24 protein-coding genes are annotated in these 21595 nt (G+C 71.0%); 8 read left to right on the forward strand and 16 right to left on the reverse strand.

Annotation, left to right across the window (positions count from 1 at the left end; genetic code table 11):
* Positions 1-38: 38 nt before the first annotated feature.
* Positions 39-3458 (reverse strand): S8 family serine peptidase, encoded by a 3420-nt coding sequence (locus ACQRWP_RS23460; RefSeq protein ID WP_430497749.1) that lies wholly within the window; start codon positions 3456-3458, stop codon positions 39-41.
* 76 nt (positions 3459-3534) lie between these two features.
* Between ACQRWP_RS23460 and ACQRWP_RS23465 the strand changes: the two genes are divergently transcribed.
* Positions 3535-4092: a sugar O-acetyltransferase gene (locus ACQRWP_RS23465; protein ID WP_430497750.1), complete on the forward strand. Its 558-nt coding sequence runs from the start codon at positions 3535-3537 to the stop codon at positions 4090-4092.
* Here the strand turns inward: ACQRWP_RS23465 and ACQRWP_RS23470 are convergent.
* The 5 genes from ACQRWP_RS23470 to fdxA are packed head-to-tail and all read right to left on the reverse strand — an operon-like array spanning position 4089 to position 7865.
* Entirely contained in the window at positions 4089-4736 is a 648-nt protein-coding gene (locus ACQRWP_RS23470) for a nucleoside/nucleotide kinase family protein (RefSeq protein WP_430497752.1), read from the reverse strand. The genes ACQRWP_RS23465 and ACQRWP_RS23470 overlap by 4 nt on opposite strands.
* The gene (locus ACQRWP_RS23475; RefSeq protein ID WP_112675777.1) at positions 4736-5383 is read right to left on the reverse strand and encodes an SIMPL domain-containing protein; all 648 of its coding nucleotides are present in this window, start codon (positions 5381-5383) and stop codon (positions 4736-4738) included. The genes ACQRWP_RS23470 and ACQRWP_RS23475 overlap by 1 nt, the downstream gene beginning before the upstream one ends.
* 13 nt (positions 5384-5396) lie before the next feature.
* Positions 5397-6392, reverse strand: a complete 996-nt coding sequence (locus ACQRWP_RS23480; protein ID WP_430497753.1) for a prephenate dehydrogenase — start codon at positions 6390-6392, stop codon at positions 5397-5399.
* 46 nt (positions 6393-6438) lie between these two features.
* Positions 6439-7542, reverse strand: a complete 1104-nt coding sequence (gene dapC / locus ACQRWP_RS23485) for a succinyldiaminopimelate transaminase (RefSeq protein ID WP_430503275.1) — start codon at positions 7540-7542, stop codon at positions 6439-6441.
* Positions 7539-7865, reverse strand: coding sequence for a ferredoxin (gene fdxA, locus ACQRWP_RS23490; protein WP_030490464.1), 327 nt, complete (start codon positions 7863-7865; stop codon positions 7539-7541). The genes dapC and fdxA overlap by 4 nt, the downstream gene beginning before the upstream one ends.
* 79 nt (positions 7866-7944) lie before the next feature.
* Here fdxA and ACQRWP_RS23495 point away from each other — a divergent pair, with 79 nt between their 5' ends.
* On the forward strand, positions 7945-8916 hold the full coding sequence (locus ACQRWP_RS23495; protein WP_430497755.1) for a GNAT family N-acetyltransferase: 972 nt from the start codon (positions 7945-7947) through the stop codon (positions 8914-8916).
* A 137-nt stretch (positions 8917-9053) separates the two neighbouring features.
* Here ACQRWP_RS23495 and ACQRWP_RS23500 read toward each other — a convergent pair whose 3' ends face one another.
* From ACQRWP_RS23500 to mshB, 3 genes are all read right to left on the reverse strand, one after another.
* A complete protein-coding gene (locus tag ACQRWP_RS23500) occupies positions 9054-9518 on the reverse strand; it encodes a hypothetical protein (RefSeq protein WP_430497757.1) in 465 nt (154 codons plus the stop codon).
* Between the two features lie 114 nt (positions 9519-9632).
* On the reverse strand, positions 9633-10070 hold the full coding sequence (locus ACQRWP_RS23505) for a hypothetical protein (RefSeq protein ID WP_430497759.1): 438 nt from the start codon (positions 10068-10070) through the stop codon (positions 9633-9635).
* Between the two features lie 17 nt (positions 10071-10087).
* Positions 10088-11014 carry an N-acetyl-1-D-myo-inositol-2-amino-2-deoxy-alpha-D-glucopyranoside deacetylase gene (gene mshB, locus ACQRWP_RS23510; RefSeq protein ID WP_430497761.1) on the reverse strand — a complete coding sequence of 309 codons (927 nt, stop codon included), beginning with the start codon at positions 11012-11014 and terminating at the stop codon, positions 10088-10090.
* A gap of 87 nt (positions 11015-11101) precedes the next feature.
* Here mshB and ACQRWP_RS23515 point away from each other — a divergent pair, with 87 nt between their 5' ends.
* The 3 genes from ACQRWP_RS23515 (at position 11102) to ACQRWP_RS23525 (ending at position 14779) form a co-directional block, all read left to right on the forward strand.
* Positions 11102-13246 carry a prolyl oligopeptidase family serine peptidase gene (locus tag ACQRWP_RS23515; RefSeq protein WP_430497763.1) on the forward strand — a complete coding sequence of 715 codons (2145 nt, stop codon included), beginning with the start codon at positions 11102-11104 and terminating at the stop codon, positions 13244-13246.
* Between the two features lie 124 nt (positions 13247-13370).
* Positions 13371-14291 (forward strand): alpha/beta fold hydrolase, encoded by a 921-nt coding sequence (locus tag ACQRWP_RS23520; protein ID WP_430497765.1) that lies wholly within the window; start codon positions 13371-13373, stop codon positions 14289-14291.
* A 125-nt stretch (positions 14292-14416) separates the two neighbouring features.
* Positions 14417-14779 (forward strand): DUF1737 domain-containing protein, encoded by a 363-nt coding sequence (locus tag ACQRWP_RS23525; RefSeq protein ID WP_430497767.1) that lies wholly within the window; start codon positions 14417-14419, stop codon positions 14777-14779.
* Positions 14780-14866: 87 nt separating this feature from the next.
* Here ACQRWP_RS23525 and ACQRWP_RS23530 read toward each other — a convergent pair whose 3' ends face one another.
* Together ACQRWP_RS23530 and ACQRWP_RS23535 are read right to left on the reverse strand one after the other, a co-directional pair.
* Positions 14867-15280 (reverse strand): nuclear transport factor 2 family protein, encoded by a 414-nt coding sequence (locus ACQRWP_RS23530; protein ID WP_430497769.1) that lies wholly within the window; start codon positions 15278-15280, stop codon positions 14867-14869.
* A gap of 59 nt (positions 15281-15339) precedes the next feature.
* Positions 15340-15738 (reverse strand): winged helix-turn-helix transcriptional regulator, encoded by a 399-nt coding sequence (locus ACQRWP_RS23535; protein WP_430497770.1) that lies wholly within the window; start codon positions 15736-15738, stop codon positions 15340-15342.
* A 106-nt stretch (positions 15739-15844) separates the two neighbouring features.
* Between ACQRWP_RS23535 and ACQRWP_RS23540 the strand changes: the two genes are divergently transcribed.
* Positions 15845-16747: an NADP-dependent oxidoreductase gene (locus ACQRWP_RS23540; RefSeq protein WP_430497772.1), complete on the forward strand. Its 903-nt coding sequence runs from the start codon at positions 15845-15847 to the stop codon at positions 16745-16747.
* A gap of 187 nt (positions 16748-16934) precedes the next feature.
* Here ACQRWP_RS23540 and ACQRWP_RS23545 read toward each other — a convergent pair whose 3' ends face one another.
* Positions 16935-17309 (reverse strand): hypothetical protein, encoded by a 375-nt coding sequence (locus ACQRWP_RS23545; protein ID WP_430497774.1) that lies wholly within the window; start codon positions 17307-17309, stop codon positions 16935-16937.
* Between the two features lie 67 nt (positions 17310-17376).
* Positions 17377-17901: an orotate phosphoribosyltransferase gene (gene pyrE / locus ACQRWP_RS23550; RefSeq protein WP_430497776.1), complete on the reverse strand. Its 525-nt coding sequence runs from the start codon at positions 17899-17901 to the stop codon at positions 17377-17379.
* Between pyrE and ACQRWP_RS23555 the strand changes: the two genes are divergently transcribed.
* Entirely contained in the window at positions 17893-18153 is a 261-nt protein-coding gene (locus ACQRWP_RS23555) for a hypothetical protein (RefSeq protein ID WP_430497778.1), read from the forward strand. The two genes, pyrE and ACQRWP_RS23555, sit on opposite strands and share 9 nt — an antisense overlap.
* A gap of 585 nt (positions 18154-18738) precedes the next feature.
* Here ACQRWP_RS23555 and ACQRWP_RS23560 read toward each other — a convergent pair.
* The 3 genes from ACQRWP_RS23560 to ACQRWP_RS23570 form a co-directional block, all read right to left on the reverse strand.
* Positions 18739-19491 (reverse strand): SDR family NAD(P)-dependent oxidoreductase, encoded by a 753-nt coding sequence (locus tag ACQRWP_RS23560; protein WP_430503276.1) that lies wholly within the window; start codon positions 19489-19491, stop codon positions 18739-18741.
* A gap of 87 nt (positions 19492-19578) precedes the next feature.
* Positions 19579-20139, reverse strand: coding sequence for a GNAT family N-acetyltransferase (locus tag ACQRWP_RS23565; RefSeq protein ID WP_430497780.1), 561 nt, complete (start codon positions 20137-20139; stop codon positions 19579-19581).
* 133 nt (positions 20140-20272) lie between these two features.
* A complete protein-coding gene (locus tag ACQRWP_RS23570; protein WP_430503277.1) occupies positions 20273-21196 on the reverse strand; it encodes a M20/M25/M40 family metallo-hydrolase in 924 nt (307 codons plus the stop codon).
* A 27-nt stretch (positions 21197-21223) separates the two neighbouring features.
* Between ACQRWP_RS23570 and ACQRWP_RS23575 the strand changes: the two genes are divergently transcribed.
* On the forward strand, positions 21224-21550 hold the full coding sequence (locus tag ACQRWP_RS23575) for a hypothetical protein (protein WP_430503404.1): 327 nt from the start codon (positions 21224-21226) through the stop codon (positions 21548-21550).
* The last annotated feature ends 45 nt before the right edge of the window (positions 21551-21595 follow it).

Here is a 21595-nt window from a genome sequence, read left to right on the forward strand (position 1 = left end):
TCCGCGGCGTTCGGCCGCGGGCCCGGACGGGGTACGCCTCAGCGCAACCGGTACGCCTGGATGATCCGTTGGGTCACCGTGTTGCCGGCGGTGTCCCGGGCGGTGGCCCGCAGCGACACGTGGCCGGCGCTGGCCGGATGCCGCAACAGGGCCGACCATCCGTCGGCCGAGGTGCGGACCAGCTTCGCCTTACCCCAGGTCTTCCCGCCGTCGTACGAGACATCGACGGTGAGCTTCTCCACCCGGGCGGCCGGCGCGCCGGGCTGCCGCTGCACCCGTACCGGTACGACGAAGCCCTGACCGGCCGGAGCGCTGTTGTCGACCCGCAGCGGCGGTGCGAAGCGCACCGCCGACAGGGGCAGTCGGACCGGCGTCTCACCGGCGACGTGCCTCGACCGGAAGGTCCAGCTGGACTCCACCTCGGTGCTCAGGTCGGTGAAGCTTCGCTTCGACGACGCGACGAGCCGGTAGTCCGCCGCACCCGGTGGCACGGTGAACTCTCCGTAGCCGGCGTACTCGCTCTCGCCGACCAGCTTGCCGTTGCGCCAGAGCTTGGTGTGCTCACTGTCGCTCAGCGAGGCGCCCGGGTGCCCGGCCGCGTCGCTGAAGATCGGCACGTCGACCAGGATGGTGTCGCCGACCCTGGTGACGCTCTGGTACGGCCAGCGCGGGTTCGGGAAGGACGGTGCGTACGGGGCCTGGTTCCAGATCTCCTGGACCGTCCGCCCGGAACGGTACGCGGTGGGGACGGAGAAGAGCGCTGCCTTCGGGCTCAACCAGCCGTCCTCGTCCACCGTTCCGAATAGGATTTCGGATTCCCACTTCACGCCCTTGGTGTTGTAGTACTCGACCCGCTGGCCGGGCACGACGGTGGGCAGCACCAGCGCGGAATAGCCGACGTTGTACTCCAGCTCGGGGAGCACGATCCGCTCGGCCTCCATGCCCGGGTAGCCACCGCGGAACTGGTGCACGACGGTGGCCAGGTCCCGTCGGGCGTAGTCGCGGACGAACCCCGTGGGCATTCGGCCCGGGATCGCCTCGGCCAGCGCGTACAGGTACGGACTGTTGGCCGAGTCCGGCTTGGTCCAGTTGCTGCTGACGGTGGCGACGAACTTGTCGGCGGAAACCGGCTTGCCGAGCTGACCGCTGGTCAGGCCGGTGAACGTCTCCGCCCAGAGCCCGACGCCGTACCCGCTGCCGTCGTCGGCGGTGAAGTTGGCGCTGAGGTCGATCAGTTGCGGGACGGCGGTCCGGTCCGGCACGGTCGTCCGTACCGGCTTGGCCCGGCGAGCGTCCACGACGATCCGGGTGTCCTGATCGACAGTCAGTTCGGGCTGCGCCAACAGGGACATCCCGCGCTGCTCATCCTCCGGCCCGGGCTCGAAGACGAGGCCGGTCAGGCCGTAATGGCCCTTGGGCAGCCGCACGGTGGCCACCCCGTCGGAGCTGACGACGTCCCAGAAGCCAAAGGTGTCCAGCCCGACCAGGGTGGTCCAGTGGTCCGCGGTGCGCGCGCCAGCGCGGTTCAGGTGCTCCACTGTCAGCGTGTAGCTCTCCACCTCCCGGTTCACGGCCAGCGGAGTGACCGCGACCGCCGCCCCGGACCGGGCCACGATCCGCCCGGTCCAGTAACCGTCGGCGTCGCCCAACCGGGTGTCCGTGGTGACGGTAGTGGCGGCCGTGCCGCCCGCCGGCACTGTGAGTTGGTTGGCGCCCAGGACGAACAGGCCGGCCGGTAGCGCCCGACCACCGGGGCCGGCGCCCTCGATGCTCAGGTCCACGGTGACCGGGGCCGGACCGTCGTTGCGCCAGGTCACCGTGCGGGTGATCGGAGCGTCGTCAGTGTGCGGCCAGATCGTACGCCCGAACGAGACGCTCACCGGGTCGGTGGTGATCTGCTGGGTGATCGCGTGTGCGACGTCGACCCGCCCGGCACCCTGCTGGTAGGCGGTCTGGTCCGGGTGCGGCTTGGCGGCGGCCATCAGCGTGGCCTTGAGCCGGTCGGCCCGCCATCCCGGGTGCTGCTGGGCCAGCAGCGCGGCCGACCCGGCCACGTGCGGGGTCGCCATCGAGGTGCCGGAGAGCGTGACGTAGCGATCCCCCACGGGATCGCCGATGACGCCGGTGGCGGACCGCGCGGCGACGATGTCGACGCCGGGCGCGGTGATGTCCGGCTTCAGCGCGTCGTCGCCGACTCGCGGTCCCCGGCTGGAGAATTCGGCCAACTCGTCGTCGCGGTCCACCGCGCCCACGGCGAGCCCGGCGTCGGCGCTGGCCGGGGAGCCGACCGAACCGTCCGAGCCGTCGTTACCGGCGGCGAGGACGAACAGCGTGCCGGTCTGGGCGGTCAGGGTCTGCACGGCCTCCTCGACCGGGTCGACCTCTGGGGTGTCCCAGCCGCTGAGGCTCATGTTGACCACGGCGGCCTTCTTCTCCACCGCGGCCCACTGCATGCCGGCGAGGATCGCCGAGTCGGTGCAGCCCGCGTCCTCACAGACCTTGCCGTCCAGCAGCGTCGCGTCCGGCGCCACACCCCGGTACTTGCCGCCGGAGGCCGCACCGCTGCCCGCGATGGTCGAGGCAACGTGGGTGCCGTGGCCGACCGTGTCCCGAGCGTCGGCAACCTCGGTGAAGTTGCGCGCCTCGGCCACCTTGCCGGCCAGGTCCGGGTGGGTCGCGTCGACGCCGGTGTCCAGCACCGCGACGGACACGCCCGTACCGGTGAACCCGGCCGCCCAGGCGGTGGGCGCGCCGATCTGCGGCACGCTGTGGTCGAGGGTCACCCGGCGACGGCCGTCCAGCCAGATCCGCTCGACGCCCCCCGCCGCGTCGAGCCGGGCCCCAGCGGGACCGGTGGTGACCTTCTCCCAGACCGATCCAAGGGAGGACTTGTCGCTGCTCAGGGCGGCACCGCGAATCACCGGCAGGTCGCGGGTCAGCCGCGTGCCGGGCAGAGCGGCCGAGGCGCGCTTGGCGGTACCCGTCGCGCCGTACGACACCAGCAGCGGCAGGGTCTTGCGGTGAGCGTCGTCGTAACCCGCCTCGAGCAGCCCGGTGACGTCGAAGAGCCGCCGGTCCACCCGGCCCGAGCGCAGCAACGGCAGCGCGTCCGTCGGCGTCACCGTGAGGCGGCCGCGCTCGCGCTGAATCAGGAACTGCACGTCCTCGCGGCCGGCGCCGGGCCGGACCGAGGCACCGGACGCGGTGACGGTGACCCGGTCACCGGTGATCAGCGTGACGGTGGCTGAGCGGTTGGCGGTGGGTCCCCCCGGAGTGGACTGTTGGCCGGTGCCGCCGGGTGGGGCGGGCGCAGCGGCCGTGGCTGAGGCGGGAGCCGGCGCGGAGAGCGCCAGCGCGAACACGAGGCCGACAGCGGCCAATCTTCTTCCCTGGTGCAACGGATCCTCCTCGTCAAGCGTCTTGATGGATGGAGTCACATTGACAACCCAGAATTGCATACTGGGTATGTAAAATGAAGGCCAAAAAATGACGGACCCGCCACGAGCCGACGAACCGGGCCGGCATGATCGGGCGGTGACCTCCATGAAGGACAAGATGCTCGCTGGTGAGCCATACATCGCCGACGATCCCGAGATCATCGCCGACCTGGACCGGGCCACCCGGCTGATGGAGCGCTTCAACACCAGTCCCGCGGCCGATCCGCAGGCCCGGATCGCGGCACTGCGTGAACTCCTCGGCGAACTGGGCGAGGACACCTGGATCCGCCCACCGTTCTACTGCGACTACGGCTGGCAGATCCGGATCGGCCCGCGCAGCTTCGTCAACTACAACGCGGTCTTCCTCGACGTCGCTCGGATCACCCTCGGCGCGGACGTCCAGGTCGGCCCGAACGTGCAGCTACTCACCCCGACGCATCCGGTCGAGCCCGGCCCGCGACGGGACAAGTGGGAGGCGGCCAAGCCGATCACCATTGGCGACAACGTGTGGCTCGGCGGTGGCGCGATCGTGCTGGCCGGCGTGACGATCGGCGCGGACACCGTCGTCGGCGCTGGCGCGGTGGTCACCCGGGACCTGCCCGCCAACGTGGTGGCCGTCGGCAACCCGGCCCGGCCGGTCCGCGAACTCCGCTAGACCGTCGGCGGATCCGACAGGCGGACCACCAGGTCAGCCCGGTCGGCGGTGGGGGTGATCAGGGCGGCGTTCGACTCGTCGCTGCCCAGCGCCCACGCCCGCGCCTGCTCCGGAGACCGACCGAACGCCTCGTGCCGGGCGGTCAGCCGGCGGTGCCGCACCTCGGCGTCCAGGTCGAGAAACCACGCCTCGTGCAGCAGCGGTCGGATCTCCTGCCAGGGGAAATCCGGCAACAGCAGGTAGTTGCCCTCGGTCACCACCAACCGGACCGACGGCGGCACCTCGATCGCGCCGGCCACCGGCTCCTCCAGCTCCCGGCGGAACTCCGGCGCGTAGACCGATGTCGGCTCCAACCGGCGCAGCCGGCGCAGCAGCGAGACGTACCCGTTGGCGTCGAAGGTGTCCACCGCGCCCTTGCGGTCGGCGCGACCCAGGCGAACCAGTTGCGACTGCGCCAGGTGGAAGCCGTCCATCGGCACCAGGCAGGCGGCCGACCCGACCTCGGCGACGATCCGCTCCGCCAGAGTGGACTTCCCGGCGCCCGGCGCGCCAGCGATGCCGAGCAGTTGTCGCGGGCCGGCCTCGGCGAGCACCAACGCCCGCGCCACCAACTCGTCCGCGGACAGCACCCGGGCCGGCGGCATCAGCCCAGAACCGGGTCGCTGATGGTGAACCGCGCCTGCACCGCCGCCTGCACAGTCTGCGGCTGCGGGTCCAGCTCGAGCTCCGGCGGACCACCGCCCGCGCCACCACCCCCGGCGAAGGCCGCACGGGCGAACATCGGCCGGTCAGCGGGGCCCGCGTCGGCCAGCTCGATCAACGAGGTGACCCGGGCGCCCAGCGCCTCCGCGTACTCCCGCGCCCGCAGCAGCGCGTCGCTGATCGCGGCGTGCCGGGCCGCACGATGGGCGGGGCTGTCCGGACGAAGCTCCCACCACGGGCCGGCCACCTCGACCTGGTCCTGGTCGGCGAGTCGGAGCATCAGCTCACCCAGCGCGGTGAAGTCGGTGACCGTGACGGTGGTGGTGACGCTGCCGTGCCAGGCGACCACCCGCTCACCCGAGCGCCGAGTCTCCGGCCGCACCCGCAGGTCGCCGGTCTCCCGCCGCGCCACCGCCGGCCCGGAGCCGTCCAGCAGCACCCGGACCGCCGCGGCACGCTCGGCCAACCGGGTCAGCGTCGCCTCCCGGTCCCGGTCGCGGGCTGTCGCGGTGACCGCGAACCGGGCCAGCTCGGGCGGCACCTCCCGGTACGCCTCGCCGCGCACCTGCACCACCGGACCGTCCACCACCATGCCCCTCAGCCTAGTCAGCGACAGGGCGCCGCGCCGCATAGGAGACAGTGTCCGCGTCGACGCGCAGGCCGGTCAGGTGGCCGCCGGCCACCCCCAGCTCGCGCAGCCAGGACACCTCTGCGGCGTGGTCACCACCGGCCGGGAACTGCCGGTCGTCCGCGTCGAACCGCCGGTCGCGCAGCGCCGCGCGGGAGGCCCGCGCCTCGTCGTAGCGAGCGGTGAGCGCCGGGGCGTCGTCGGCGCGCAGCGCGGCGGTCAGGTCGTCCAGGAACGCGGTGACCTCGGCCAGCTCACGCAGCACCCGGTCCCGGTTGCCGAGCAGCATGTTGGCGGTCCGGTCGGCCGGGGTTCCGGCGACCCGGGTGCCGTCGGAGAAGCTGCCGGCGGCGAGCGCGAGGACCGCGTCGCGCAGCGGTGCGCGCTGCACGGCGCCGGCCAACGCGCCGGCGAGCAGGTGCGGCACGTGTGAGGCGAGCGCGGCAGCCGAGTCGTGCTCCGGGGCGGACATCGGCACCACCCGGGCCTCGAAGACCTCCACCAGCAGCTCGGCCAGCCAACGGAACGCGGTGGTGGCCGGCCCGGGCGCCGGACAGAGCACCCAGGCCGCGCCAGTGAGCAGGTCCGCTCGCGCTGCCGTCAAGCCCGCCCGGTCGGTGCCCGCCATCGGGTGGCCCGGCACGAACCGGTGCGTCAGGCCCTGCGCGGCTGCGAACGCCGCCACCTGCTCCTTGGTGCTTCCGACGTCGGTCAGCACGCACCGCTCACCGGTCATCGCCGCCACCTCGACCAGCGTCGCCGGCAGGGTGGGCAACGGCCCGCACAGGAAGACCACATCCCGGTCGGCCACCGCCTCGACCAGCCGGTCCGGCGCGGGTACGCCCACCCGGCGGGTCTCCCGCCGGGTTGCCTCGTCCGGGTCCCAGCCGACCACGTCGATGCCGGCGGCGTACATCCGGAGCAGCACCGAACCACCGATCAGGCCGGTGCCGACCACCGCCGCCCGCACCCGCGCCCCTGGCCTGTCCACCACCCTCGGCCGCCCGGACCCGCGATCAGGCGAGACGTGCCGCGACGGCGGCGATGTGCTCGTCGGACTCGGTCAGGGCGACCCGGACATGCTGCCCGGCCGTGGGGCCGTAGAAGACGCCGGCGGCGACCAGGATGCCGCGTCGGGCCAGCCAGTCGACCGTCTGCCAGCAGTCCTCACCCCTGGTCAGCCAGAGGTACAGGCCCGCCTCGGAGTGCTCGACGGTGAACCCGGCACCGGTGAACGCCTCGGCGAGCACCTCCCGCCGGGCGCGGTAACGCTCCCGCTGCTCCTCGGCGTGTCGCTCGTCGTCGAGCGCGGCCACCATGGCCGCCTGCACCGGCGCGGGCACGATCATGCCCGCGTGCTTGCGGACCTTGAGCAGCTCGGCGACGAGCGCCGGGTCGCCGGCGACGAAGCCGGCCCGGTAGCCGGCGAGGTTGGACCGCTTGGAGAGCGAGTGAACGGCCAGCACCCCGGCGTAGCTACCCCCGCTGACCTGCGGAGACAGCACCGAGACCGGCTCGGCCGACCAGCCCAGGGGCAGGTAGCACTCGTCACTCGCGACCACTGCGCCACGTTCGCGGGCCCAGTCGACCACCTTGCGCAGGTGCGCTGCGGGCAGCACCCGGCCGGTCGGGTTGCCGGGCGAGTTGACCCAGACCAACCGGACCCGCGAGGTCGGCCCGACCGACGTGAGCGAGTCGGTACGGACGACGGTGGCACCGGCGAGCCGGGCACCATCCTCGTAGGTGGGGTACGCGATCGACGGCACCACCACCACGTCACCGGGGCCGATGCCGAGCAGCGTGGGCAGCCAGGCCACCAGCTCCTTCGAGCCGATGGTCGGCAGCACACCGAGACCGTCGACGCCAGCGCCACAGGCTCGGGACACCCACGCCGCGATCGCGGCCCGCAACGCCGGGGTGCCGGCGGTCAGCGGGTAGCCGGGAGCATCGGACGCGTCAGCCAACGCCCGCCGGATCACCTCGGGCACCGGGTCGACCGGCGTACCCATGGAGAGGTTGATCAGGCCCTCCGGATGCGCCGCGGCCAGCGTGGCCGCGGCGTCCAGGGTGTCCCAGGTGAACTCGGGCAGCCGCGACGAGACCGGCGCGGGCCGGTTCAGTGGCCCTCGCCGCGCGGCGGCTGCGCGGCGACGAAGGTGGCGTCCTTCTCCACCTTGCCGACCTTCGAGGCGCCACCGGGCGAGCCCAGGTCCTCGAAGAACTCGTAGTTCGCGCCGGTGTAGTCCTTCCACTGCTCCGGGACGTCGTCCTCGTAGAAGATCGCCTCCACGGGGCAGACGGGCTCACAGGCACCACAGTCGACGCACTCGTCGGGGTGGATGTAGAGCATCCGATTGCCCTCGTAAATGCAGTCGACCGGGCACTCCTCGATGCATGCCTTGTCGAGCACATCTACGCACGGCTCGGCGATGATGTAGGTCACCGGTCTTCTCCTCCGCAAGACTCGCCGCGATCTCCCGCGACGGTAAGAGCCTAGTATCTCGCCGGGGAGGGGGTCGATCGTGCTCCGACAGCAGGATGTGGGACACCGAATCGTGGTCCGCCGGATTGTGGGGATTCGCGAGGGCCGCCCACAATTTTCCGATGCCCTCGGCGAGCTGGTCGAGCTGAGCGAGACTCATCTCACCCTGTCCACCGCGCAGGGGCAGCTACGAGTCCCGGTGGCGCAGGTCCACCGCGCGAAGCGCGTACCGCCGACCCGTCGGCCGACCGCCGCCGCGGTCGTGGCGCTGGAGCGGGCCGCCGACGAGGCCTGGCCGGCACCGACCCGGGGCCGGCTCGGTGACTGGCTGCTCCGGTCGGCCGAGGGCTGGACCGGGCGCGCCAACTCGGCGCTGCCGATCGGCGACCCGGACCGACCACTGGCCGCCGCGGTCGACGCGGTGGAGCGCTGGTACGCCGAGCGGGGCCAACCCGCGTTGATCAACACACCGCTGCCCCTCGCCGCTCCGGTCGGCGCCGAGCTGGACGCCCGCGGCTGGGGCACCCGCCCTCCGACGCTGGTGCAGACCGCGCCGCTGCCGCTGCCGGCGTCGACGCCCGCCAGCGGCCAGGCCGACGGGTGGGGCAGTGCGGTCGTCGAGCTGGCCACCGCGCCCAGCGACGAGTGGTTGGCCATCGCCGCCGGCCGCAAGGGCGGCCTGCCGGACGCCGCCCGGCACGTGCTCACCGCCGTGGACCAGGTCCGCTTCGCCCACGTGTACGCCGACGGCGTCCTGGTGGCCGTCGGCCGCGGCACGGTGACCGGCCAGGGGCGCTGGCTGGGCCTCAGCCTCATCGAGGTGGTACCGGCGGTCCGCCGCCAGGGGCTGGCCCGCCGCGTGATCCACGAACTGGCCAGCTGGGGCGCGTCGGTCGGCGCGACACACGCGTTCCTTCAGGTCGAGCAGCGCAACACGGCGGCGGTCGCGCTCTACCAGCGGCTCGGCCTCGTCACCCACCACACCTACCTGACCCGAGTCGCCCCGAGCTGACCCGCGAAGCGGCCCGGCACCGCTTGATCGACTCGAGTTTCAGGAAGCCGCGGCATCCGGACGCCCGGGACCCCCCGACTTCAAGGAAGCCGAGTCGATCAAGCGGCGCGCCGAGGGTGGGCCGGGCTGCGCGACGGTCAGCGGCGGACGACTCGGCGGGGCTTCGCGGCCTTGACCTCGGCGTACCGCTTGAGCTGCTGAGAGCGGTAGTCACGGCCGAGCGCGGTGAGCACCAGGTAGCCGATCAGCAACCCGGCGCCGGTGGCGAGCAGGTAGAGCCAGATCTGGGCGAAGAACGTCGCCGCGCCGCCAGCGAACGGGTTGTGACCGACAAGCAGGGGCCCGACCAGCACGGTCAGCAGCATCGCCACCGGCACCACCAGGGCCATGTCGGCGGCCCAGCCCGCCAGCGGCCGGCGACTACCCCAGCGGAAGGCGACCACGGCGAGGATCAGGCCGATCACCGTGAACATCGCCAGCGACACCCGGTCGGCGGCGGTGTCGTCACCGTCGAAGCCGAACCGGGTGATCAGTCGAGCGACCACGTTGACCGCGAACAGCGCTGCTACGAGCACCCCGAGGTCACGCCACCGTTTGTCCATCGCCGGACCCTCCTGCCGTACGCCCCGTCGCCGGGTTCGCATCCCTGGCAGGAATATCTACCACCCTTACCTGGGAGACGTCATCACCCGGCAGCAACCAGAACCAGCCCGGCGTCAGCTGCCGAGCATGGGCGGCTGCGGGGCGAGGATCTGCCGGAAGCCCATCACCGCGAAGGTCATCGCGCCGGCCACGATCATGGCCAGCCCGACCCAGTTGTCGCCGGCCAGCAACAGGTCGCCCTCGTTGGTCCGGATGGCGGCGACCGCCATCAGCGCGAACCACGGCACCGCCGGCAACGCCACCGCCCACCGACGACCCACCGCCTCGTACGCGAACCAGCTCAGCAGGATGTTGGCGCCGATGGCGAGGAGTACCGACACGCCGACCAGTTGCCCGCCGACGCGGACCGTGGCGAGCAGCAACTCCAGCACGCCGGTCAGCACACCGGCGAGGACCACCACGATCGCACCGACCAGCCGGACGCCCAGGTCCAGCAGTCGCGGCGGTGGCCCCGCCGGGGGCGGGGCTTCCTGGTCCTCCACGACCGTCATCGGCGCGGCCGGCAGGGTCACCGGAGACCCGCCGCCGCGACCGGGGACCGGTCCGGGGCGGTCTCCGCGGGCAGGCCGGCGAAGAGGTCGTCCTCCCAGCCGTACGGCCCGGCGCCCGGACCCTTCGCACCGACCGCGAGGGTGAAGAACTCCACGCCCATGAACTCGCCACCGAAGTTGCCGGCGATCGAGTAGAGCCAGGAGTTGGCCGGGATCTGGGTGGCGTGCGCCCGCATCGCGGCCTCCTTGGCCGTGTGCTGGTCGGTGCCGTCGATCCGGGCGGCGATCTGGGCGTCCGGGGTGCCGAAGGGCAGGTCGGCGATGTCCTCGATGCCGCCGAACGGGTTGTCGGACGACTCGGCGAAGTGCGTCATGCCGGCCTCCAGGACGCTGAGCGGCATGGCCGTCCAGTAGACCTTGAGCGGGGCGCAGCCCTCGGCGGCGGCCAGCTCGACGGCGCGCATGGCCACCCGGTGCGCCTGAATGTGGTCGGGGTGGCCGTAGAAGCCGTTCGGGTCGTACGTGACGAGCACCTGCGGGCGTACCTCTCGCATGATCTCCACGAGGTGCCCGGCGGCCTCGTCGAGGTCGGCCTGCCAGAAGGCCCGGGGGTGCTCGTTGGTCGCGAGCCCCATCATCCCGGAGTCGCGGTAGCGGCCGGCGCCGCCGAGGAAGCGGTGGTCGCTGACGCCGAGCGCGGCGCACGCGGCGGCCAGCTCGGCCACGCGGTACCCGCCGAGCTGGTCGGCCTCGACGGCCGCGAGCTGCGCGAGCGCGGGCACGTGGATCTCGCCCTCCTCGCCGAGCGTGCAGGTCACCAGCGTGACGTGCGCGCCGTCGGCAGCGTAGTGGGCCATCGTCGAGCCAGTGCCGATCGACTCGTCGTCGGGGTGCGCGTGGACCAGCAGCAGGCGGCGGTCGGGCAGCATCGTCACGACGGTCACTCTAACCGGCGGTTCTCCCCCGGCCGACGCTGACGCGTCCGCCCAGGTCGGCCACATCACCTCCGCTCCCGCTCTACGATTTGGTGTGTGGACTTTCCGGAGCTGGCCGCCCGCACCCGCCGGTTCAGCCACGGCGCGCCACGCGCTGTCTCGGTGGCTGAGGACGGCTCCCGGGTGATCTTCCTGCGCTCCGCCGGTCCCGAGGATCCGGCGGACGCGCTCTGGTTGCTGGACGTGGGCACCGGCGAGGAACGGCTGGTCGCCGATCCGGCGACCCTGCTGGGCGAGAGCGGGGACGTCCGGTCCCTCTCCCCCGGTGAACGCGCCCTGCGCGAGCGGCTGCGGCTCAGCGCCGCCGGCATCGGCTCGTACGCGTTGGACGCGGCCGGTCGGGTTGCGGTGTTCGCGCTGGCCGGGCGGTTGTTCCGGGCCGATCTGGTGCACGGCGACGTGGTGGAGGTGGCGGCCGTCGGCCCGGTGCTGGACCCACGCCCGGACCCGAGCGGGCAGCGGCTGGCGTACGTGACGGACGCGGCCGAGGGTGTGCGCCGGGGTGAGCTGCGGGTGATCGACCCCGACGGCACCGACACCCTGCTGGCCGGCGAGGACGCCGGGGTGAGCTGGGGGTTGGCCGAGCACATCGCGGCGGAGGAGTTCGGCCGGTTCCGGGGGTACTGGTGGGCGCCGGACAGCCGCTCGGTGCTGGCCGCCCGGGTCGACGAGTCCCGCCTGGAGCGGTGGCACCTGCACGACCCGGCCGAGCCGGCGAGCCCGCCGACCGCCGTCGCGTACCCCCGGGCTGGCGGGCCGAACGCTGAGGTCAGCCTGCACCTGCTCGACCTGGACGACGGCTGGGTCGACGTGCACTGGGACCGGGAGACCTACCCGTACCTGACCGGGGTGAGCTGGGGTGAGGGCAGTCCGTTGATCACCGTGCTGCGCCGCTCGCAGCAGCACGGGCTGGTGCTGGCGGTGGACCCGCGCACGGGTGAGACTCAGGTGCACGCCGAGCTGGCCGATCCGCGCTGGGTCGAGCCGATCGCCGGCACCCCCGCGCACCTGCCGGACGGCCGGGTGCTGGTCGGTGGGGAGCTGGCCCACGACGGGTACGACGCCCGGTGCCTGTTCGCGGACGGCACCCTGCTCACCCCGCCGTCGCTGTACGTACGACGGGTGGTGGGTCGGCTGCCGGCCGCCGCCGGCCCGGCCGACCTGCTGGTAGAGGCGAGCGACGGCGAGCCGAGCGAGCGGCACCTGTTCCGGGTCCGCACCACCATCGGCGGTGGGGTGGACGCGCGCCGGCTCACCACCGACTCCGGCTGGTACACCGCCGCGGTGGGCGCGGACGTGCTGGCCGTCGGCGTCGCGTCGCTGGATCATGCCGGGGTGCGCTGGACGGTCCGCCGCGGTGATCAGGAGATCGCCGAGCTGCGCTCGTTCGCCGCCACCCCGCCGTACTCCCCGTTGCCGCTGCTGGAACGGGTGACCGACCGGCGGCTGCCGGCGGCGGTGCTCTACCCGGACAACCACGTGACGGGCCGACGGCTGCCGGTGCTGCTGGACATCTACGGCGGCCCGGGGCACCAGGAGGTCGTGGCGGCGCGGGCCGCGTGGTTGGAACGGCAGTGGTGGGCCGACGCCGGCTTCGCGGTGGTCACCATCGACAACCGGGGTACGCCGGGCGTGGCACCGTCGTTCGAGAAGGCGATCCACCGGCGGGTCGCCGACGTGATCCTGACCGACCAGATCGACGCGCTCACCGCGCTCGCCGGCAAGCACCCGGACCTGGATCTGGGGCGGGTGGGGGTGCGCGGTTGGTCGTTCGGCGGGTGGCTGGCCGGGTTGGCGGTGTTGCGCCACCCGGAGCTGTTCCGGTGCGGGATCGCGGGTGCCCCGGTGACCGACTGGGCGCTGTACGACACCGCGTACACCGAGCGTTATCTGGGGTTGCCGGAAGACGGCCAGGACATCTACGCGCACCATTCGCTCGTCGAGTTGGCCGCCGAGCCGGTCACCAGCCCGGACCAGGCCCGCCCGTTGCTGCTGGTGCACGGGATGGCCGACGACAACGTGGTGGCCGCGCACACGCTCCGGCTCTCCGCCGCCCTGCTGAGCACCGGCCGGCCGCACGCCGTGCTGCCGCTGACCGGGGCCACCCACCTGGCCGCGAACGGGACCGCCGAGCGGCTACTCCCCCTGGAACTCGACTTCCTCCGCACCCACCTGCTGTAAGCCGCATTCGATAATTCGGCACACCGAACTCTCTGCCGAATGCCATGCTGGCCAAAGCGGTACCCGGCGGCGCGCGATCACCCCGGAACGGCACCGCTTTCCCTTATGCCGAAAGGACTCCAGGATGGTTGGCATCGCGCAAAAACCCTCGGTCGCCGCCGTCCAGGAAGGCGAACTTCCGGTCACGCACTTTCGCACGGCGACCGTGAACGGGATCGACATCTTCTACCGCGAAGCTGGACCAGCCGACGGGCCCGCAGTCCTGCTCCTGCACGGATTCCCCACGTCCTCCTCGCAGTTCCGTCATCTGATCCCCCTGCTCGCGGACCGCTACCGGGTGATCGCGCCGGACTTCCCGGGTTTCGGCCACAGCGCCAGCCCGGACCGGTCGACGTTCGACTACACATTCGCCAACTTCGCCGACCTGATGGACGGCCTGATCGGCCAGCTCGGCGTGGATCGCTACGCGCTCTACTGCTTCGACTACGGGGCACCGACCGGATTCCGGCTGGCTCTCAAGCGGCCCGAGCGGGTCAGCGCGCTCATCGTGCAGAACGGCAACGCGTACGAAGAGGGCCTGAGCCCGTTCTGGGATCCGATCAAGGCGTACTGGGCCGAGAAGACCGACGAGCACCGTCAGGCCATCGCGTTCATCCTCAACTCCGACACGGTCAAGCAGCAGTACACGGCAGGGGTGAAGGACCTCACCCGGCTCGACCCCGACATGTGGACCCACGACGACGCGCAGCTCGCCCGCCCCGGCAACGCGGACATCCAGCTGGATCTGTTCTACGACTACGGCAGCAACGTCACGCTGTACCCGGAATTCCATGCCTTCTTCCGCGACCACCAGCCACCGACGCTGATCATCTGGGGCCAGAACGACGCCATCTTCCCGCCCGATGGGGCCCATCCCTATCGGCGCGACCTGCCGTCGGCCGAGTTCCATCTGCTCGACACCGGCCACTTCCTGCTGGAAGACAAGCTCGACGTCGCCGCGCCGATGATCCACGATTTCCTGGACCGCTCCATCGGCCGTTCCTGAACGCAGGGGCAGCTCGGCCGGTCCGCCGCCCAGGATCGCGCTTGATCCAGGATCTAGTGGCATTCCGGCGTCAAATGGCGCCACTAGATCAAGGATCGGGCGCGACCTTGAACGAGGCAGGGCAAGTGGCACGCGCCAGCTTCGACCGGGCAGCCATGACGACGCCCCGTTCTTTGCTGGTCGAGGCGCACGTAACTGTTAACGGTCGCGTGCCCAGGAAAGACGAGATGCTAGCCGGGACGGCGCTCCGGCATCCGAACAGGGACAATGAGCCGGTGTCGGATTTCACGAAGCCGCTCGGCTACCGCCTCATCACCGGGCCCGACGATGCTGAATTCTGCGCCCGCGTCAGCGGGCTTCTCGACCAGGGCTATCAGCTGCATGGGTCGCCAGCGCTGACCTTTGGCGGCGAACGCGTCATCGCCGCTCAAGCATTGGTGCTGCCGCGCCCCGTCGGCTCCGAGGCGCCCGTGGGCGGCGCCAGGTAGAGACGCCCTGGAACTCGACTTCCTCCGTACCCATCTGGGGTGAACCGTCATGCCCGCAGCACCTGGCCCACTTCGGCAAGCTCACGATCACCAACGCTCCACGAGGTGTTCCCGGCCCTGCGGCGGATCGTACGATTCGGGCCAGTAGTCAATGATCTTGCTGATCAGCCCATGCTCGGATATCTCCAGCCAGACGCACGCGTCCTGCTGCTCGTCGCCGACGCGAACGTCGAGCAACAGGGCAGCGAGGCGACCATCGGCGGTCACCCGTCGCGGCCGCAGGTGCCAGTCGCCCGGATACTCGGTGTTGAACCGCAGGAACGCGTCCTTGCCGCGAATGCGCTCCCGAGTCTGCGGCATCTCGTAGACCACATCATCGGTGAGCAGGGCGGCCAGCCCGGGCCAGTCGCGGCGCTCCAGAAGATCAACGTAGGCGTGGGCGGCCTGCCGGGCCGTCGAGGTGTCATCCACGGCGCGGACCCTAGCGGCTGCCAGCGACAATCTGGCGAGGCCGATGAAGGGATACGTTGCCGGCGGACTCTGACGCGATCGGCAGGTTCTCAGGGGCGTGCGTCGTACTGGGTCCGGGCTTCGAAGACGCGGTCCATGTGCGTCTCCGCCCAGTCCTTGATCGCGATCATGACCGGGAACAGTTCATGGCCGAGCGGGGTGAGCTCGTAGTCGACGCGCACCGGTACCGAGGCAGTGACCGTGCGGGTGACCAGGCCGTCGCGCTCCAGGGTGCGCAGGGTCTGGGTGAGCATCTTCTGGCTGACGCCGGCGATGCGCTGGGCGAGCTCGCCGTGCCGCTGCGGGCCGTCGACCAGCGCTGGGATCACCAGGGCGACCCACTTGTCGGTGAGCCTGCTCAGCAGCTCACGGGTCGGGCACTGGTCCAGGAACGCGTCATAGTCGCGTTTGGCCTGCTCGCGGCGTTGCGCTGCGGTCGACGTCGCCATCCTTCTCCTCCTTCGGTGCCCTAGGCACTTTAAGGTACCTACTTTCTCATAGTGCTGACGATTCGTACGGTCGTGGTGATCACGAAATCCCACGAAGGAGACGGCGATGCGCGCAGTCAGCTATGCACAGTTCGGAGGGCCGGAGGTCCTGCACGTGGCCGAGGTGCCGGTGCCCGAGCCCGGGCCGGGGCAGGTGCGGGTGCGGGTCGCGGCGTCGGTCGTACATCCGGTCGATCTGATGGTCCGCTCCGGTCGGTTCCCCGCTCCGTTGCCAACCGGCCTGCCGTACACGCCCGGTTGGGACGTTGCCGGCAACGTCGACGCGGTCGGCCCATCGGTCGAGGAGTTCACGATCGGCGACGAGGTCATCGGCTTCTCACCGTGGCTGCAAACCACGGTCGGTGCTCACGCCGAGTACGTGGTCCTCGACGCCACCTGGCTGACCTCGGCGCCCACCGGCGTACCCGCCACCGAGGCGGCGACCCTGCCGACCAATGGCCTCGCCGCCGCCCAGGCACTCGACCTGCTCGCGCTCCCGGCGGGTTCGACAGTGCTCGTCACCGGCGCCGCCGGGCAGGTCGGTGGGTTCGTGCTGGCGCTGGCCCGGGCGACCGGTCTGCACGCCACAGGACTGGCCGGGGCCGACGACCGCGAGTTCGTCGAGTCGCTGGGCGCGGCGTTCCTGTCGCGCACCGACGATCCGACGGGGACGTTCGACGCGGTCATCGACCTGGCGGTGATCGGCGCCTCGCTGCTGGACCTCATTCGGGACGGCGGCGGCTACGTGGCCGCGTCACCCCCGCTTCGCCCGGAACCGGTGCGGGGAATCCGGACCTTCGCGCTGGAGGTGCTACCGGACGGAACGCGGCTGGGCGAACTGGTCAAGCTCGTCACCAGCGGCGACATCCCGCTCCGAGTCGCTGACGTGTACCCCTTCGCCGACGCGGCGGCCGCCCACGAGCGGCTGGCCCAGGGCGGCGTGCGCGGCGGCGTGGTGATCGTCCCCTGATCCGCAGCGAAAATTCGGCCGTCGCGCTGCACGGTCACCATGCCGCTCGCGCCACGGGCTTGTATCTCGAGCCGCTTGGGCCGGGTCACCAACGCTCCACGAGGTGTTCCCGGCCCTGCGGCGGATCTTACGGTTCAGGCCAGTAGTCGACGACCTTGTTGATCAGCCCATGCTCGGACGTCAAGGGTCACTCCCCGGTGGTCGCTGGGCTGTCTCGGTCCTGGTCTTCGCATCGGACGCCTGCGCTTGTGATGTCTCCGTTGCGCACCAGTTCTCGGATCGCCGCGGTCATGGCCGGTACGCCGGGTTTCGGCACGATCAGCTGGTCAACGCCCCAGAAGTAGGTGCCGTTCGCAACCTCGCCTGTCTCCTTCCATCGCGCCAACAGCCGGCCGACCTCATCGGTGGTGAAGATCGTGAGTGCCCACGTGGAGCCATCGGGAAGGTCGACGAACACGTCGACGTTGGCCACCGTGTCCACGGTGTGCGTGCCTGGATCGAGCAGGAACCGTGCCACGAACGTCGGCTCGGTGATGGTGGTGTACTGATCGCCGGTGCCCATGGACGCCAATCATGGCGCATGGCCTGCAGCGCACTCATCTGCCGCCGGTCGAGCGGCACCAGAGCTGTCACGCCATCAGGGAAGCTTCCAGGTCACGGCGGGTGAGGGCGGCGCGGAGTTGCAACGCCTCGGCCGCCAAATTCTCACGACCGCCCTGCTCGCGGTCGATGGCGCAGACCACTGTCTCCACCTGGGCACCGATGGACCGTAGCTGTGCGCACGATGCCAGCAGCGCTCCGCCGGTGGTTACGACGTCCTCGATCAGTACGACGCGCCGGGCGTGCACCGGACCGCCCTCGGCGGTCTTGTTGGTGCCGTACTCCTTGGCGTGCTTCCGCACGAAGACTGTGGGCAGCCCCGTCAGCTGTGACATCACCGTGGCGAGAGGGATGCCGCCCATCTCCATCCCCGCCAGCACATCGCACTCCGGCAGCATGACCACCATCGCCTCGGCGACCTCGCGCAACAGATCCGGTTGCCCTTCGAACAGGTACTTGTCGAAGTACTCCTCGCTGACCTGCCCGGATCGCAGACGAAAACGTCCGCTGAGGTGGCAGGTGTCGTAGACGCGGCGCGCGAGCGGGTGAGTCACCTGCTCAGCCTCGCACCTCGCCTGAGCAGATCGAATAAATCAGTAACCCTGATCTCCGGCAGCGGCGAGCCGGGCGGCTGCCTCGGCGGGCGTGTCGTCGTACCCCGGTCGGGCCAGGAAAACGGATTGGAAGAAGTGGCCCTGCTCCTCCTCCGGATCGTCGTCCGCTGCGAACGGCCGCCAAAGCGCAAAATCATCGCAGCCAAGCAGCGCTGCGGCATCGATCCTCAGCACCGCCGCAAGACGGCGTGATGCCCGAGAGCCCGGCCCCTCATATTTCCGGACGATCGCCGGGACGGATGTCAGACTGCGGCGGTGGAGACCTTTCGGTGTGCGAGGTGCGGAACCGCGCTGAGCGCCCCGGTGCGCTTGGTGGAGCTGCCGGCGGAGCCGCACTGGTCGCTTCTGGACCACCACCAGGTGAATCCACCACTTCTCGACCCCGGCACCTATGCGATCGACGAGGCCGCGTATGGCCGTGATCAGGTCGTCGGCACCTTCGTGCTCTCACCTGGCGATGCGCGAGCCACGCGATTCGTCCACGACCTGGTTCTCACCGGCTGCTGGTCCCTGGACGGGTGGAGCCCGTGTGTGGCCTGCGAAAGCTGCGGCGCCCTGGTCGCCTCCCGGACGGACGACTGCGGGGTGGCTCAGGAGACGCGCTTCTACCCGTCGGCGGTCGTCCGGGAGACCTTTGACGACGAGTTCGATCGCGTCGCGGATCCGTTCGCGCTGATCGCCGACTGGGACAACGCCCCACCCGACAACAGACGGTACGGCTGGGTACCCAAGCCACGCTCACAGCACCCCGAGGTGGATGGCGAACTGCCTCCACGGTCAGACCGCGAATGGGCCGCGTACCGTCACTCCGCCGTCGACTACGAGACTCTGCCCGGTGACGTACGAGGAGAGCGGCGAAGCCAGGTAGACGGCTGCCGCGGCGGCATCGCGCGGTGCGCCGAGCCGACCCATCGGGATCTCTGGCACGTCGCCGTCGACGTCCGCAGACCCCGCTGCGGCCGTCGCGATGGCGCCACACGCCACCACGTTCATGCGTATCGCTTCTGCGGCATACTCCGCGGCTACTGTTCTGGCGAGACTGGCCAGGCCGGCCTTGGCAGCGCCATATCCGGCCTGCATGGGCGCGGCCATGACTCCGGTCACCGAACCCACGCTGACGATGGATCCGCCGCCACCTTGAGCAAGGAAGGTGCGGATTGCGGCGCGGGCTGCCCGTACGACGTAGCGAAGATTCATCTCGTAGGCGAGGTCCCAGTCATCGTCGCTCATCTCGTGCAACCGCACCGCGGGGACGAACGCGACCTGACCCCCGACGACAGTGACGAGCGTGTCAAGCCGTCCGAGGGCGGCGACGGTCTGGTCGACAAACCCGTCGATGGCGGACGGGGAGCGCACATCACCGGCGAGCGCGACGGCCCGGACGCCGGAGCTTGCCAGCTCGTCAGTGGCCTCGCTGGAACGCTCGAGATCGAGGTCGGCGACGGCGACCGCCGCACCGGCTGCGGCGAAAGCTCGCGAGATCGCGCGTCCGATCCCGTTGCCTCCGCCGCCAATGATCAACGCGTTCATGCCGTCAAGTGGTCTGGCGAGGTCATGCACGGCCGGATCTTGCCACACCACCTGGCGACCCGGCGTCGACGCCCTCGTCGGCTGCTCCTACGGTGCTGCCTCTCGATGCCATGCCTCGGCGAGGAGGGCGTAGGTGCAGCCGTCCACCCAGCCCAAATCGGCGTGCCAGGAATCGCCGACGCCGTGCTGCTCACGACGCATGCCGACCTTCTCCAGGATTCGCACCGAGGCGAGGTTGTCCGCGAAGCAGCCGGCGGTGATCCTCCGAATGCCCAGCCGGTCGAATGCGTGTGCCACCACCGCGGTGACCGCCTCGGTCGCGTAGCCATTTCCGCCGTAGGCCGGATCGAAGATGTAGCCGAGCTGGGCCTCGGTCCGTGGTGGCATGCCGGGTTGACCCATGCCGTCGACGACGTCGAGCGAGACGGTTCCGATCACCACGCCGTCGAGTGTGGCCGCCACGCTGTGGTCGTCGGGGTTTGCGGCCGCACGTCGCCATGCCGCGCGGAAGGATGCAGGGTCGACCTGCGTGCGGAGTAGCCAGCGCGTGACCTGCGGCAGATTGCGGTACTCCAGGATCCGGTCGACGTCCTCGTCCCGCACCGGGCGAAGCTCGAGGCGTTCAGTACGTACGGTGCTGGTCTCCATGAGACGGGACGCTAGTGGACGCACCCCGCCGAGACGCCCGAATATCGGGCCGCGCGCGGCGTTCTCGACGAGGGCAGCGGGGTGCCGGTTTCGTTCGGGCGTCCTGGCAGCCGACCGCGCCGGTGTGCTCCGGCTAGCGGGTGCGCCGAGCGAGCCAACCCGCCATCGCGCGGACGCCGTGGCCGATGGCCCGCTCGTCCGGGTCGAAGGCGCCGAAATGCGGATAACTCGTTTCGATGGCGGCGCCGGGCGCACGGACGCCGAGGAAGGTGTACGTGCCAGGAAGCCGATCCAGGAACAGCGCGAAGTCCTCGCCGCTGAATGGGATCGCGGCATGCAACGTCCGCACCCGGTCGCGCCCTGCTGCCTGTCGGAGGTACCGCTTCAGGGCCTGGCCTTCCCGCTCGGGACAGACCATGGCGGGAAACGGGTCGTTCGGGAACGCCACCGATGCCTGGCCGTCGGAGCTTGCGAGTCGACGGATGTCCTGGCGGATGGCAGTGTGCCGGTCCTCCGGCCAGCAACGGTACGACAACCGCACCTCGGCCCGGCCTTCGGCTTCGGAGACCTGGGCCTGCATGAAGACGAACTCGGCCAACGGCCCGTCCGGTGCCTGGATGTCGGCCACGAGCCGTTCGAGGTCCTCGGAGGTCGCTGGGCGGGACACGGTGCTGAGCCCGCCGATCTCGGTGGCGAGCCGTTGCGCCCGCGCCGTCGCATCACGCCCCACGAGCGTGATGACGCCGCGGTCCTGGCCAGGAAGTCCGAACCCGGGCGTGACAACGAACTGGCCGACCGGGAAAGGACCGCAGTGCAGGGCATGGATCTCCGATGGACGGAGACGGGCGAACACGCCATCGTCGAGCATCGCGGCGGCACCGGTGAGCGTCTCCTCGGCGGGTTGGAAGACGAACACCACAGTGCCCGCGAGCCGGTTGCGCAGGCGGGCCAGCACCTCCGCGACACCCACGCCCACAGCCGTGTGCATGTCGTGCCCGCACAGGTGAGCCGCATGCGTGCCACCTCCCACCTGATCGCTCGGCGGGACCGCGTCCATGTCCGACCGGTAGGCGACCGTCCGGCCATGACGGGCGCCGCTGAGGACTCCCACGACCCCATGGCCGCCGACACCCGTGGTGACGTCGAGGCCGGCCGCGCGAAGTCGCTGGGCCACCACCTCTGCGGTCCGCTGCTCCTGGCCCGGGGGCTCCGGGTGCCGGTGGATGTCACGGCGCAACTCGATCAGGTCACGGTCCAGCCCAGAGGCCACGGCGTCCACTGCATCCTCGCCCAGCAGGCCAGCAGCCGAGCCGTTGCCGGCGTACGCCGCCTGGGCCGACGCCAGCCCGGCTCCCGCGATACCGACGGCAGCGCCACGAAGCACAGCGCGTCGACTGACAATGCCTTCTGAACCTGACATGAGTTCCTCCAGACACGAATGCGATCAGCCTCGAGC

The sequence above is a fragment of the Micromonospora trifolii genome (assembly GCF_050516465.1).
GTDB classification, from domain to species: Bacteria; Actinomycetota; Actinomycetes; order Mycobacteriales; family Micromonosporaceae; genus Micromonospora; species Micromonospora trifolii.

Bases quoted from the DNA above. Each gene is read 5' to 3' on its own strand.
- ACQRWP_RS23570 (WP_430503277.1), bottom strand. From the start codon at position 21,196: ATGGACGCGGTCCCGCCGAGCGATCAGGTGGGAGGTGGCACGCATGCG.
- ACQRWP_RS23470 (WP_430497752.1), bottom strand. From the start codon at position 4,736: ATGCCGCCGGCCCGGGTGCTGTCCGCGGACGAGTTGGTGGCGCGGGCG.
- ACQRWP_RS23535 (WP_430497770.1), bottom strand. From the start codon at position 15,738: ATGGCGACGTCGACCGCAGCGCAACGCCGCGAGCAGGCCAAACGCGAC.
- ACQRWP_RS23500 (WP_430497757.1), bottom strand. From the start codon at position 9,518: ATGGACAAACGGTGGCGTGACCTCGGGGTGCTCGTAGCAGCGCTGTTC.
- ACQRWP_RS23540 (WP_430497772.1), top strand. From the start codon at position 15,845: ATGCGCGCAGTCAGCTATGCACAGTTCGGAGGGCCGGAGGTCCTGCAC.
- ACQRWP_RS23560 (WP_430503276.1), bottom strand. From the start codon at position 19,491: ATGAACGCGTTGATCATTGGCGGCGGAGGCAACGGGATCGGACGCGCG.
- ACQRWP_RS23545 (WP_430497774.1), bottom strand. From the start codon at position 17,309: ATGGGCACCGGCGATCAGTACACCACCATCACCGAGCCGACGTTCGTG.
- ACQRWP_RS23565 (WP_430497780.1), bottom strand. From the start codon at position 20,139: ATGGAGACCAGCACCGTACGTACTGAACGCCTCGAGCTTCGCCCGGTG.
- ACQRWP_RS23505 (WP_430497759.1), bottom strand. From the start codon at position 10,070: ATGACGGTCGTGGAGGACCAGGAAGCCCCGCCCCCGGCGGGGCCACCG.
- ACQRWP_RS23460 (WP_430497749.1), bottom strand. From the start codon at position 3,458: ATGCAATTCTGGGTTGTCAATGTGACTCCATCCATCAAGACGCTTGAC.
- ACQRWP_RS23520 (WP_430497765.1), top strand. From the start codon at position 13,371: ATGGTTGGCATCGCGCAAAAACCCTCGGTCGCCGCCGTCCAGGAAGGC.
- ACQRWP_RS23575 (WP_430503404.1), top strand. From the start codon at position 21,224: ATGACGGGCGCCGCTGAGGACTCCCACGACCCCATGGCCGCCGACACC.